8 protein-coding genes are annotated in these 13,158 nt (G+C 71.4%); 5 read left to right on the top strand and 3 right to left on the bottom strand.

Annotated elements, in window-relative coordinates; all coding sequences use genetic code 11:
• Window positions 1–50: 50 nt before the first annotated feature.
• Both QFZ58_RS31860 and QFZ58_RS31855 read right to left on the bottom strand, forming a co-directional pair.
• The gene (locus QFZ58_RS31860) at window positions 51–341 is read right to left on the bottom strand and encodes a hypothetical protein (RefSeq protein ID WP_307128326.1); all 291 of its coding nucleotides are present in this window, start codon (window positions 339–341) and stop codon (window positions 51–53) included.
• Between the two features lie 13 nt (window positions 342–354).
• Window positions 355–3,060 (bottom strand): cellulose binding domain-containing protein, encoded by a 2,706-nt coding sequence (locus QFZ58_RS31855; protein WP_373428620.1) that lies wholly within the window; start codon window positions 3,058–3,060, stop codon window positions 355–357.
• Between the two features lie 804 nt (window positions 3,061–3,864).
• Here QFZ58_RS31855 and QFZ58_RS31850 point away from each other — a divergent pair.
• The 4 genes from QFZ58_RS31850 (at window position 3,865) to QFZ58_RS31835 (ending at window position 10,109) form a co-directional block, all read left to right on the top strand.
• Window positions 3,865–4,092 carry a type A2 lantipeptide gene (locus QFZ58_RS31850; RefSeq protein WP_307128325.1) on the top strand — a complete coding sequence of 76 codons (228 nt, stop codon included), beginning with the start codon at window positions 3,865–3,867 and terminating at the stop codon, window positions 4,090–4,092.
• A 78-nt stretch (window positions 4,093–4,170) separates the two neighbouring features.
• A complete protein-coding gene (locus tag QFZ58_RS31845; RefSeq protein ID WP_307128324.1) occupies window positions 4,171–4,977 on the top strand; it encodes an HlyD family efflux transporter periplasmic adaptor subunit in 807 nt (268 codons plus the stop codon).
• Window positions 4,974–7,247 (top strand): NHLP family bacteriocin export ABC transporter peptidase/permease/ATPase subunit, encoded by a 2,274-nt coding sequence (locus tag QFZ58_RS31840; RefSeq protein WP_307128323.1) that lies wholly within the window; start codon window positions 4,974–4,976, stop codon window positions 7,245–7,247. Before QFZ58_RS31845 ends, QFZ58_RS31840 begins: the two co-directional genes overlap by 4 nt.
• The gene (locus QFZ58_RS31835) at window positions 7,248–10,109 is read left to right on the top strand and encodes an NHLP bacteriocin export ABC transporter permease/ATPase subunit (RefSeq protein WP_307128322.1); all 2,862 of its coding nucleotides are present in this window, start codon (window positions 7,248–7,250) and stop codon (window positions 10,107–10,109) included.
• 7 nt (window positions 10,110–10,116) lie between these two features.
• On the opposite strand, the gene tkt is transcribed toward QFZ58_RS31835, so the two are convergent.
• The gene (gene tkt, locus QFZ58_RS31830) at window positions 10,117–12,309 is read right to left on the bottom strand and encodes a transketolase (RefSeq protein ID WP_307128321.1); all 2,193 of its coding nucleotides are present in this window, start codon (window positions 12,307–12,309) and stop codon (window positions 10,117–10,119) included.
• Window positions 12,310–12,623: 314 nt separating this feature from the next.
• Here tkt and QFZ58_RS31825 point away from each other — a divergent pair, with 314 nt between their 5' ends.
• On the top strand, window positions 12,624–13,145 hold the full coding sequence (locus tag QFZ58_RS31825) for a hypothetical protein (protein ID WP_307128320.1): 522 nt from the start codon (window positions 12,624–12,626) through the stop codon (window positions 13,143–13,145).
• Window positions 13,146–13,158 lie beyond the last annotated feature (13 nt).

Raw genomic sequence — 13,158 nt, 5'->3', positions numbered from 1 at the left:
TCAGGTACGGCGCACGGCACGGGGTCCGGCAGTCACTGCCGGGCCCCGTGTCACGTCCCGAGGAGTAGCTCCAGGTGGGCCACGCGCCCCGGGCCTTCCGCGGGAGCCCGCAGCCCCAGGTGGCCGTCCGGCCGGACGAGGAACGCCTCGCCGTCCCGCGCGCCGTACATCTGCGGGAAAGCGCCGTGGCCGTCGTGCACGGCGGGCAGCATCAGGGCAGGGGCACGTACGTCCGGGGCGAGTACCGCGCAGGCGTTCAGCAGGCCGTGGGCCGCGCGCCCGGCGGCCGCCGCCACCTCGTCGAAGCCGGTGCGGGGGATCGGTGGACCGTCCCCCCGCACCGTTCCGTGAGCGTCAGTGGACGGAGCAGGCCGCACCGTCGAGCGTGAACGCGCCAGGTTCGGAGTTGCTGCCCGTCCAGGTGCCCGAGAAGCCGAAGCCGGCCGAGGCACCGGCGGCCACCTTCCCGTTCCACCCCACGTCGGTCGCCGTCACACGGGCACCGTCCTGCCGGGAGGTCGCGTTCCACATCTGCGTGACCTTCTGCCCGTTCGCGAAGGACCAGCCCAGCTGCCAGCCGTCGTACGCCGCGCTGCCGGTGTTGGTGACCAGCACGTCGGCCTGGAAGCCTCCGGGCCACTGATTGGTGACCGTGTACGACACGGAGCAGTCGGCGCCCGCCGGGGGCTCCTCCGGGTCCGGGTCCGGGTCGGTTCCGGGATCCGTGCCGCCGCCGGTGTCCGAGGACTCTCCCACCTGGATGCCGCGCCCGTTGGTGGAGACGTACACCCGTCCGTACACCCGCGGGTCACCGGTGATCGCGGCTCCGGTCCAGCCCCACTGGTGCGCGTCGTCGTTGATTCTCGTCCAGTGCGCCCCCGCGTCGGTCGAGCGGAAGATGCCGCGCACGCCACCGATCTTCGCGCTGACGAAGACCGTCTGGTAGGAGGCTCCGGAGGCCGCCTTGCCGAAGCCCACGCTGTCGGCCTGCTCCACACCCGTGAATTCGGTGAAGCTGGTGCCGGAGTCGGTGGAGCGCCACAGCCCGTAGGACCCCGAGGCCGTTCCGCCCGCGAGCCAGATGTCACCCTCGGCTCCCGGCAGCGCCTTGAAACGGACGTTGCCCTCGGCGGGCAGTCCGCTCGCCTTCGCCGTGAAGGTGGCGCCGCCGTCGGCCGACACGTAGAAGGTGCCGGCCTTGAATCCGTAGAACTTCTTCGGGTTCTTCCGGTCGGACTCGACGACCGCCCCGGCGGGGATCCCCGTCGACGCGGCCCAGGAGTTGCCGTATCCGGTGGTCCGGTGGACGCCTGCGCCGTCCGGGCTCCACACGAATCCACTGCCGTCCGAGGCGGCGGCCACCGTGCCCCCGCCGGTGACTCCGGAGGGCTCGGAGCCCTGGAACCAGTTGGCCCCGTTGTCGGTGGAGAAGCCGATGTGCGGGGCGGCGTCGGCGTTGCCGACCCGTACGACCGTGCCGGGGGACGATTCGGCGAAGTCGAGGCTGGTGGTCGAGTCGAGGTTGGGCGAGGTGAACATCATGCTGGGCACCGCGTCGAGATTTGTGTGCCGGAAGCCCCCGATGTCACCGAGCGCGCTCAGCAGCGGTGCGCCTGAGGGCGGGCTCGCCAGGTCGTTGACCGCGGTCTCCTCCAGCCCCTTCACCATCGGGGTGATCGCGAACTTGCCACCGGCGTCCCAGGAAGTGAGGTTCTCGGTGCCGTATACCGTCGCACCCGTGCCGTACATCATCCGGTCGGAGTCGAACGGGTCGATCTCCAGCGACTCCGTCATCCACCCCAGCTTGGGCGCGGTCTCCGGGGGCGAGGGGTTGGCGCCCCAGCTGAGCCAGGGCACGGAGGAGATGTTCTGGGTGTACCGGTTCGAGCGGTTGGGGTAGCCGGTGTAGTCCCAGGCCTGCGTCCAGGTCGCGCCGCTGTCCGTGGAGCGGAAGATCTGGGTGTCGGGCCACCAGGAGCTGTAGGCCGTGGCCATCAGGGTTCCGGGGTCCTTCCGGTCGACGGAGAGTCCGCTGAAGCCGTAGTACGTGTCGGCCTCGGCGGCCGGACTCACGTCCGTCCACTGGCCGGTCGCCGTGGCGTAGCGCCAGATGCGGCCCTTGGCGCCGTCGTACGGACCGCCCGTGTCACTGGTCGTCAGATACAGGTAGCCCGTCGCGGAGTCGAGCACGCCCTTGTGCGCGAGGTACCCGGTCGGCTGGCCGGCGATCCGCGACCAGGTGCCGCCGCCGTCCGTGGACCGGTAGACGGTGTTGTCCTTGTCGGCGACACCGACGTAGATGTCCTTGGTGGCGCTGCCGGCGCTCCCCGAGCGCTCGTCGAAGGTCACCCACACGATGCCCTGGTTGTCGTTGCCGTACCCACTGGTGTCGGACGGGTCCTGGGCGTAGTTCCCCGGGTTCGGGAAGGCCTTCACCTGCGACCAGGTGACCCCGGCGTCGGTCGAGCGCCACAGCCCGTTGCCGCTGGGCGCGCCCAGGTACAGCACGGAGTTCTTGTTGGGGTCGACCGCCAGCCGCTCGCCCATGCCGCGCCCCGGCATGTTGCCGCCGAGCTTGAAGGGGAGCGCGGTGGCCTTCCAGGAGGCTCCGCGGTCGGAGGAGCGCAGGACCGCGCCGTTCGTCGGGTCCCAGCTGTTCGTGTACGTACCGACGGCCGCGTACACGTTGTCGGGCTCGGCGGTGTCGGAGGCGAGGCTGACCACTCCGGACCAGCCCCACCTGTCCCAGTCCACCCAGTCCAGCAGCGGCTTCCACTGCTTGCCCGCCTGGTCCCAGCGGTAGGCGCCGCCGATGTCGGTGCGGGCGTAGGCAAGGTTCTTCTCGGACCGGCTGAAGACGATGCCCGGGACGAAGCCCCCACCGTCGATCCGTGCGTTCTTCCAGGTATAGGTGTCCGCCGCCACGGACACATCGGATGCCTGCGCCACGGCGGACGCCTCGTCCGGGTGCGCTGCGGCGGGGGTGGCGGTGATCGACAATCCCGCCGTCAGGGCGAGGGCCGCCAGTAGGGCGGCGAAGGGTCTTGCGCTGGAGCGCACGGAAACGTCCTCTCCGAGCTGGACCGCCGCTCAGCGGCGGTACGGATGTGACAGCAGAAGTGGGAGCGCTCCCAAGAGCAAGCCGATGGTAGCGCCGCGCATCGCCCGAGAGAAGGGCGACGACACCTTTCATCGGAGGTGTCGGTCCGGAAGGCGTCCCCCTGCGGGGCGGGTGCCCTGGGAGGCCGCGCGACACGCCGCGCCCAGGCCCGCGACGGCACCGTTCCCTCACATGTCCGGAGGCCGTGTGAATGACGGACACGAGAAGCGGAAAGAAACTCCATTCATCCGGCAACCATCCACGACGACCACACACGATCACCGCACACGAACAGCGCACACAATCCCCCACCCGAATTCCGCACGCGAAAGGAGAGCGCGCCTCATCTTTTCTTCCGTCCTGAATGGTCCGGCCGCACGGCTCCCCCGCACCGCCCGCCCGAATACGGAGCTGCGGGCGGGCGGAGGAGAACCTGCACACGGCGTGCGCACACCAGTCACGGCACCTGCCACGAAACACCAGGTCCAGACCGGTTTCCGGGTCGTTTGAGCCGGATCTGCCCCAGTTGCGCCGATGCCGGCCCGCGCATGACCGGAATTCATTCGGTGAAGCTCGTGAAGAAATCGGATCCAGAGAATGGACATACCTGCACGCGTGACGATTCGAGCGCGTCGGTAACCGCCGATTCCTCGCCCTTCGATTAGCCGTCGCACGCATCGGCATGCTTTGATCCTGGCCCATACGGAAGTCCGGTCACGGGTTCCCGTACCTAGGCAATTTCCATACGAAGGGCAGTACTCAACATGAACCTCACCCCCCAGGTCGAGACCCTCGAGATCTCCGACAACGACCTGGACAACGTGTCCGGCGGCCTCATCGGCACCGTGCTCGGCAACGTCACCGCCACCGCCGACTCCATCGCCCCGGTCTCGGGCGTCGTCGGTTCGGTCACCGGCCTGGTCGAGTCGACCACCGGCGTGAACACCGGCGCGGTCACCGGCCTGGCCACCGGCCTCATCGCCGGTCTCTGAGACGGCAGCACCCACCGAGCCCCGGAACCCGTCGGTTCCGGGGCTCGGTGCCGACCGCTGACAGGTGAGGAAAGAGCCGTGCAGTTCCGCCAACAGGCGCTGACCAAGCTGCAGTCGCCCGAGCAGCTCGACCTGCCGGTGCGCTTCGCCCGCCCGCAGGGCCTGCTCGTCCTGGGTGTCACCGTGGTCGTCATGGCCGCCGCCTGCTTCTGGGCCGTCACCGGCTCCCTCTCCACCACGGTCGGCGCCCCCGGCATCCTCACCCATGCCCGGGGCAGCTACGTCCTGCAGAGCCCGGTGTCCGGCCAGATCACCGAGGTGCTCGCCGAGGAGGGCGAGACCCTCCCGGCCGACACCCCCCTGCTCAAGGTCCGTACACAGCAGGGCGAGCGGGTCGTCCGCACGATCGACGGGGGCCGGCTCACCACGGTGACGGCCACGATCGGCGCGGTCGTCACCACCGGTGCGGACGTGGCGAGCGTCGAACGCGTCGACGGCCCGGACGACCCCCTGGTCGTCATGCTCTACGTACCGGGCAGCAGTGCCTCCGGGATCCGGGTCGGCGCCCCGGTGGACGTCACCGTCCAGTCCGTACCCACCCAGCAGTACGGAGTGCTGCGCGGGCGGGTGGCCGCGGTCGGCAGGACGGCCCGCACACAGCAGCAGATCACCCGCTTCCTCGGCGACGCCCAGCTCGGCGAGGAGTTCTCACGGCACGGCAGGCCGATGGCCGTCCTGGTACGGCTGGAGCCTTCGGCCGCCACGAAGTCCGGCTACCGGTGGTCCTCGGCGCAGGGGCCGCCGTACGCACTCGGCTCCATGACCCCGGCCGACGGATCCGTCCACCTGGCCGACCAGCGCCCGATCGATTGGCTGCTCCCGTGACCGCCCCGCGCCCCTCCCCCGCAGCGCAGCAGCTGCCCCCCGCCGGTCGCGGCAGACACCGTCCCGCGAGCGCGCCCGCCGGCAGGCGGCGACCCAGGTCCGCGCCGAAGACCGGCCGGCCGAAGACCGTGCGCACTCCCACCGTGCTTCAGATGGAGGCGCTCGAGTGCGGCGCGGCCTCGCTCGCCATGGTCCTCGCCCACTACGGCCGGCACGTGCCGCTCGAAGAGCTGCGCATCGCCTGCGGTGTCTCACGCGACGGCTCGCGGGCCAGCAACGTGCTCAAGGCGGCCCGGAGTTACGGACTCCAGGCCAAGGGCATGCAGATGGAGACCGCCGCTCTCGCCGAGGTCCGGGCCCCCGCCATCCTGTTCTGGGAGTTCAACCACTACGTCGTGTACGAGGGCACGGGGCGCCGTCTCGGGCGGCGGGGCGTGTACATCAACGACCCGGCCAAGGGCCGCCGTTTCGTACCGGCCGAGGATTTCGACACCAGCTTCACCGGGGTCGTGCTCGTGCTGGAACCCGGTGAGGGCTTCCGGCGCGGCGGCCGGAAGCCCGGTGTCATGAGCGCGCTTCCCGCCCGGCTGCGCGGCACCTCCGGAACGATGCTGGCCGCACTGCTCGCCAGCCTGCTGCTCGTGGCGGTCGGCGCGGCGCTGCCCGCCCTCAGCCGTACGTACATCGACATGTTCCTGATCGGCGAACAGACCTCCCTGCTGGGGGTGCTGTTCACCGCGATGGGCGTGATGGTCGCGCTCACGCTCGTACTGACCTGGCTGCAGCAGGCCAACCTGCTGCGCGGGCGCATCATCTCCTCCACGCTTTCCAGCGCCCGCTTCTTCCGCCATCTGCTGCGGCTGCCGGTCACCTTCTTCGCCCAGCGCAGCCCCGCCGACCTCGTGCAGCGGCTGCAGTCGAACGACGCGGTCGCCGAGACGCTCGCCCGGGACCTCACCGCGGCCGGTGTGGACGGCATCGTCGTCCTGCTCTACGCGTTCCTGCTGTGGACCTACGATCCGCAGCTGACCGTCATCGGCGTGGGCATCGCCCTGCTCAACGTGGTGGCGATGCGCATCGTCGTACGTCTGCGGGCCACCGGCACCCAGAAACTGCGGGCCGACAGCGCACGGCTGACCAACACGTCGTACACCGGTCTGCAGCTGATCGAGACGATGAAGGCGACCGGCGGGGAGAACGGCTACTTCCGCCGCTGGGCCGGCCAGCACGCGACCACGCTGGAGGAGCAGCAGCGTCTCGGGGTGCCGAGCGCGTGGCTGGGCGTCGTCGCCCCGGCACTCGCGACGCTGAACAGTGCGCTGATCCTGTGGATCGGCGGCCTGCGCGCCGTCGAGGGGCACATCTCGATCGGTCTGCTCGTCGCCTTCCAGGCGCTGGTGACCCGTTTCACCGCACCGGTCACCCGGCTCAACGGCGTGGCGGGCCGGATCCAGGACTTCGCGGCCGACGTGGCCCGTCTGAAGGACGTCGAGAACTTCCCGGTCGACGCCCTGTACTCACGCCGGGAGCCCGCCGCGAGCACCCGCCGCCTCAAGGGCCATGTGACCCTGCAAGACATCACCTTCGGCTACAGCCCGCTCGACAAACCGCTGCTCACCGGCTTCTCGCTGTCCGTCGGGCCGGGACAGCAGGTGGCGCTGGTCGGTGGGTCGGGCAGTGGCAAGTCGACGGTCTCCCGGCTGATCTCGGGGCTCTACAGCCCGTGGGAGGGCACGATCCGCATCGACGGGCAGCGCCTGCAGGACATACCCCGGGGCGCACTGGCCGCTTCCGTGTCCTTCGTGGACCAGGACGTGTTCCTGTTCGAGGGGACGGTCCGTGACAACGTGGCCCTGTGGGACCCCTCGGTCCCCGACGACGCCGTCGTCGCCGCTCTCGAGGACGCCGCTCTGTACGACGTCGTCGCCCGCCGCCCGAGCGGTATCCACAGCAGGGTGGAGCAGGACGGCCGCAACTTCTCCGGCGGGCAGCGTCAGCGCCTCGAGATAGCACGGGCGCTGGTGCGCCGCCCCAGCATCCTGGTGCTGGACGAGGTCACCAGTGCGCTGGACGCGGAGACCGAACAGATCATCATCGACAACCTGCGGCGGCGCGGCTGCGCCTGCGTCGTGATCGCCCACCGGCTGAGCACGGTCCGCGACAGCGACGAGATCGTGGTGCTGGACCATGGATCCGTCGTGGAGCGCGGCCGGCACGAGGACCTGGTGGCCGCGGGCGGCCCGTACGCCGAGCTGGTCAGGGAGCACTAGGTGACATCCGTACACCACCTCGACGGCACCGTGGCCCCTGCGCACGACCCGGTCGTCGCGGCGCTGGGGGGCCTCGGCGCGCCGATCGACTGCACCGGGTTGCGCAGCCTTTCGCTCGAAGGGCCCCAGGTGCTGTGGCTCGTGGTGGGCGGTGCCCTGGACCTCTTCGCGGTCGACGCCGCGGCCCAGGGGCACTGGCACTTCCTCGGCCGTCTGGAGCCGGGGACCCTGGTCCTGGGACCGGTGGAGGGACCGCAGCACACGCTGGTCGGACGGCCGCTGCGGGAGTGCGCACTGCGGCGCATCCCGTTGCGGGAGCTGTACCCGCCCGCGACACCGGACCAGGGCTACGACCACGGGTACGGGTACGGCAGCGCCCACGCGACCGGGGACGCGGCGACGGATGCGCTGGAACACGCCTTCTCACTGGGCGTCGGACGTGGCCGGCGAGTGCTTTTCGAGGCTCCGCTGGAGGGCCGGACCGCGCTCGACGAGACGATCGGTGACGACGACGTCCTCTGGCTTCCGGTGTCGCCCGGCAGCGTGCAGTACGGGGCCGCGTTCAGCTCCGAGGCCGCCGGTGACCTGCTCGTCGACGGCGCGATGTGGCAGGGGATGGTCAACCAGCAGTACCGACTGCTGTCGACGCTGGACCGCTGGATCGAGCAGTCGGAGCGTGCGCACGAGGACCGCACGGCGGCCGGCATGAAGGCGGGCGAAGCCGTCCGCAAGGAGGCCGATCAGGCGCTGTTGTCCTCGATCGGCCGGTCCGGCAGGAGTCCGTCCCGGACGGCGGGGGCGACGGAGGACGCGGTCTACGCGGCCTGCCGGCTGGTGGCGCGCGAGTCGGGCATCACGCTCGCGGAACGCGCGGCGAGCGGTGGGGTGAGCGAGCGGACCGACCCGGTCGAACGGGTCGCGGTCGCCTCGCGGATCCGTACCCGTCCGGTCCGCCTCGCCGGGCGCTGGTGGCGGGAGAACTCCGGCCCCCTGGTCGGCCACCGGGCCGCCTCGGGGGCACCGGTCGCCCTGCTGTGGCGCCGTGGCGGGTACGACGTGGTCAACCCGCTGACGGGCCGTCGCGCCCGGGTCGACAGTGCCACCGCACAGGAGCTGGACGAGCGCGCCGTCATGTTCTACCGGCCGCTCCCGGAGCGGCCGCTCGGCAAGTGGCAGCTGCTGCGCTTCAGCCTGCGCGGCACGCGGGGCGATCTGCGGAACCTGGTCCTGGCCGGCCTGGTGACGGTCGCGCTCGGCTCCCTCGTGCCGATCGCGACGGGCCAGGTGCTCGGCGTGTACGTACCGAACGCGCAGAACTCCCTCATCGTGCAGGTCTCGCTCGCCGTGATCGTCACCGGTGTCGTCTCCGCGGCCTTCATGCTCCTGCAGAACCTGACCATCCTGCGGATGGAGGGCCGCATCGAGAGCACGCTCCAGCCCGCGGTGTGGGACCGGCTGCTGCGCCTGCCGGCGAAGTTCTTCACCGAGCGCTCCACCGGAGAGCTGGCGAGTGCGGCGATGGGTGTCAGCGCGATCCGCCGGGTGCTGTCCGGCATCGGGCCCGTCGCGGTGCAGGCAGGCACGCTCGGGGCGGTGAACCTGGGCCTCCTGCTCTGGTTCAGTGTGCCGCTCGCACTCACCGCCGTCGCGATGCTGGTGGTCATCGCGGGGGTGTTCCTCACCATGGGTATGTGGGAGCTGCGCTGGCAGCGCCGCCTGGTCGAGCTCGGCAACAAGCTGAACAACCAGGCGTTCCAGACGCTGCGCGGGCTGCCCAAGCTGCGGGTCGCCGCGGCGGAGAGCTTCGCGTACGGGGCGTGGGCGGAACAGTTCGCCCGCAGCCGCGATCTGCAGAAGCGGGCGGGCCGGATCAAGAACCTCACGACGGTCCTGAACGCCGCCTACCTTCCGCTGTGTTCCCTGGTCATGTTCGTCCTGCTGGCGGGTCCGGCGCGCGGTTCGCTGTCCGCCGGTGAGTTCCTGACCTTCAACACCTCGGTGACCATGCTGCTGACAGCGGTCACGCAGCTCACGGGGGCGTTCGTGTCCGCCGCCTCCGTGCTGCCGATGTTCGAGCAGATCAAGCCGGTGCTGGACGAGGCGCCCGAGGTGCGGGACTCCGGTACGCAGCCGGGCGCCCTGTCCGGGGCGATCGAGGCGAGGGGCGTCTCCTTCCGGTACACCGACGACGGTCCCCTGGTGCTGGACGACCTGTCGCTGACGGTGCACCCCGGCGAGTTCGTGGCGATCGTGGGCCCCAGCGGGTGCGGCAAGTCGACGCTGCTGAGGCTGCTCATCGGCTTCGACGAGCCGGCCTCGGGCAGCGTCCTGTACGACGGCCAGGACCTGGCGGCGCTCGACCGGGCGGCGGTGCGCCGCCAGTGCGGGGTCGTCCTGCAGCACGCCCAGCCGCTGTCCGGGTCGATCCTGGACTGCATCTGCGGCGCCGAGGTCTTCACCCAGGAAGAGGCCTGGGAGGCGGCCGCCATGGCCGGCCTCGCCGAGGACATCAAGCGCATGCCGATGGGAATGCACACGATGATCTCCGGGAGCGGTGCTGTCTCAGGGGGACAGCGCCAGCGTCTGATGATCGCCCAGGCTCTGGTCCGGCGCCCCCGGATCCTGTTCTTCGACGAGGCCACCAGCGCGCTCGACAACGAGACCCAGCGCACCGTGATCGAGAGCACCCGGTCCCTGCGGGCCACCCGCGTCGTCATCGCCCACCGGCTGTCCACGGTGCTGGACGCCGACCGTGTGATCGTCATGTCGCAGGGCCGTGTCGTCCAGCAGGGGCCGCCCGCCGAACTGCTCGCGGACACGGGCGGGCGGCTCCATGAGCTGGTGCGGCGTCAGATGCGCTGAGACCCCCTCAGCCCGAGGCGGGGCGCCGGCCGCCGGGCACGGGGGCGGCGGCCGCGTCGCCGATGCTGTCGCGGGCGGCCGCGGCGACGACGTCCGCGGTGAAGCCGAACTCCTCGTAGAGCCGCTGGTAGTCGGCGGACTCGCCGTAGTGCTCGAGGCTCACGATCCGGCCGGCGTCGCCGACCACCTCGCGCCAGCCCTGGCCGACGGCCGCCTCGACACTGACCCGGGCGCGCACGTCCGGTGGCAGCACCTCGTCCTGGTAGGCGGCGGGCTGGGCGGCGAACCACTCGCGGCAGGGCATCGAGACGACGCGTACGGAGAGGCCCTCGGCGGCGAGGAGGGCACGTGCGTCGAGGGCGATGTGCACCTCGGACCCCGTCGCCACCAGGATGACGTCGGGAGCGCCGTCCCCGGGCTCCCCGGCGAGGACGTAGGCCCCCCGTGCCGCGCCCTCGGCCGGGGCGAGGGACCCGTCCCCCCGCTCCAGCACGGGCAGGTTCTGCCGGGTCAGGACCAGGCCGGCGGGCCGGTCGGTGTGCTCCAGGATCGTCCGCCAGCAGACCGAGGTCTCGTTCGCGTCGGCCGGGCGTACGACGTCGAGCCCCGGGATCGCGCGCAGGGCCGCGAGGTGTTCGACCGGCTGGTGTGTCGGGCCGTCCTCCCCCAGGCCGATCGAGTCGTGGGTCCACACGTAGGTGGCGGGAAGCTTCATCAGGGCCGCGAGGCGTACCGCGGGCCGCATGTAGTCGCTGAACGTCAGGAACGTACCGCCGTAGGGGCGGGTGAGGCTCTGCAGGGCGACGCCGTTGAGTACGGCGCCCATCGCGTGTTCCCGGATGCCGAAGTGCAGGGTCCGTCCGTAGGGGCCGCCCTTGAACTCCTCGGTCTGCCGGTCGGCGGGGACGAAGGACGGCTCGTCCTTCATGGTGGTGTTGTTGCTGCCGGCGAGGTCAGCTGAGCCGCCCCACAGTTCCGGCAGGACCGGCGCGAGTGCGGTGAGCACCTCACCCGACGCCTTGCGGGTGGCCATGCCCTTCGGATCGGCCGGGAACACGGGCAGCGCCTCGGTCCAGCCCTCGGGCAGCCTCTGTTCACGCAGCCGGTCCAGCAGCGCCGCCCGGTCCGGGTTCGCGGTCCGCCAGTCCTGGTAGCCGGAGTCCCAGCGCTTCCGCGCCTGACGGGCCCGCTCCCCCACCGCCCGGGTGTGGGCGAGGACCTCGTCCTCGATCGCGAAGAACGCCTCGGGGTCGAAGCCCAGCAGGCGTTTGGTGCCGGCGACCTCGTCGTCGCCCAGCGCGGACCCGTGGGCCTTGCCGGTGTTCCTCTTGGTCGGCGCGGGCCACCCGATGATCGTGCGCAGCATGATCAACGACGGGCGGTCCCGCTCCTCCTTCGCCGCCTCGATCGCGGCCAGCAGCGCGTCCACGTCCTCGACGTAGTCTCCCGTGCGCGTCCAGTCCACCGTCTGTACATGCCAGCCGTAGGCGGCGTAGCGGGCGGGGACGTCCTCGCTGAAGGAGATGTCGGTGTCGTCCTCGATGGAGATGTGGTTCGAGTCGTAGAACGCGATGAGGTTGCCCAGTCGCTGGTGGCCGGCGAGTGACGAGGCCTCGGAGGCGACGCCCTCCATCATGTCGCCGTCCGAGGCGACCACGTACACGTGGTGGTCGAAGGGGCTGGCGCCGGGAGCGGCGTCCGGGTCGAGCAGTCCGCGCTCCCTGCGTGCGGCCATCGCCATGCCGACGGCCGCACCCATGCCCTGGCCGAGCGGGCCGGTGGTGATCTCGACGCCCCGGGTGTGCCGGTACTCGGGGTGCCCGGGGGTCGCCGACCCCCAGGTCCGCAGCGCCTTCAGGTCCTCCATCTCCAGGCCGTAGCCCGCCAGGTAGAGCTGGATGTACAGCGTGAGGCTGGTGTGGCCGCACGAGAGGACGAAGCGGTCCCTGCCCAGCCACTGGTCGTCGGCCGGATCGTGCCGCATGACCTGCTGGAACAGCAGGTAGGCGAGCGGTGCGAGGCTCATCGCCGTGCCGGGGTGTCCGTTGCCCGTCTTCTGGACGGCGTCCGCGGCCAGCACGCGTACGGTGTCCACCGCGCGCAGGTCCACCTCACCCCACCCCGCTCGTGCGGCCACCGGCCGGGCGAGGCCGGGGTCGCGCGAGGCCGTGCTGCCGGAAGAGGATCGCTCGGGCGCCATGGTCTTCGTCTCCCTCGGGATGTCGCTTCTCGGTACGACGGCGCCGGTCCGTACGGCTCGCCACCCTTCGCATCCTCGGTTCCCTCATCGCCCTTCGCACCCGGAGCGGGCCCGGCGGAGCGGTGAGGGCTCCCGGCGTCCGCCGCGCGCGCGTTCCGCGTGGCCGGCGGTCGAGGGTGGCCCGTCGTCCGGTCGCCTACCCCGGGGGCGGCTCCTCAGGCCCGGAGTGCGGCCGAAGGCTCCGCGGGCTCCGGGATCCGGCGTACGCCGGGCCGCGCAGGGGGGTGGATGTGGCGCAGTCGTGCCGGTGGACGATGGATCCCCCGCGCATAGGCGCGTACCTGCTCCTTGCCCCTCTCGGCGCCGGCGGGATGGGGCAGGTGTTCCTCGGCCGGTCCCCCGGCGGGCGGCTGGTGGCGGTGAAGGTGATCCGGGACGAGATCGGTGAGCACCCGGAGGCGCCGGCTCGCTTCCGGCGCGAGGCCGCCACCGTGGAGGCCGTCCGCAGCGCCTGCACCGCCCAGTTGATCGAGGCGTCGCTCGACGGCCCGCCCTACTGGCTCGCCACCGAGTACGTGGCGGGGCCGACACTGAGCGGTGCGGTCCGGGACGGCGGGCCGTTCCCACCGGGCAGTGCCCTGAAGCTGTTCGCCGGCCTGGCGGAGAGGCTGGCGGCGGTCCTGGCGACGGGCCGTCCTCCCTACGGCTCCGGCGACGCGGCCACGGTGAGCTACCGGGCCGTGCACGAGGACATCGACCTGGCCGGCGTCCATCTGGGACTGGCCGCGTTGATCCGGGCGTGCGTCGCCAAGGATTCGGCGCGCTTCCACGCGTAACCGCAGGGCGGCG

The sequence above is a fragment of the Streptomyces sp. B1I3 genome (assembly GCF_030816615.1).
In the GTDB taxonomy this organism is placed as follows: domain Bacteria; phylum Actinomycetota; class Actinomycetes; order Streptomycetales; family Streptomycetaceae; genus Streptomyces.
The sequence above is the reverse complement of the archived record's forward strand: the minus strand, read 5'-3'. Positions and strand labels throughout refer to the sequence as shown.

Bases quoted from the DNA above. Each gene is read 5' to 3' on its own strand.
- QFZ58_RS31850 (WP_307128325.1), top strand. From the start codon at position 3,865: ATGAACCTCACCCCCCAGGTCGAGACCCTCGAGATCTCCGACAACGAC.
- tkt (WP_307128321.1), bottom strand. From the start codon at position 12,309: ATGGCGCCCGAGCGATCCTCTTCCGGCAGCACGGCCTCGCGCGACCCC.
- QFZ58_RS31825 (WP_307128320.1), top strand. From the start codon at position 12,624: ATGGATCCCCCGCGCATAGGCGCGTACCTGCTCCTTGCCCCTCTCGGC.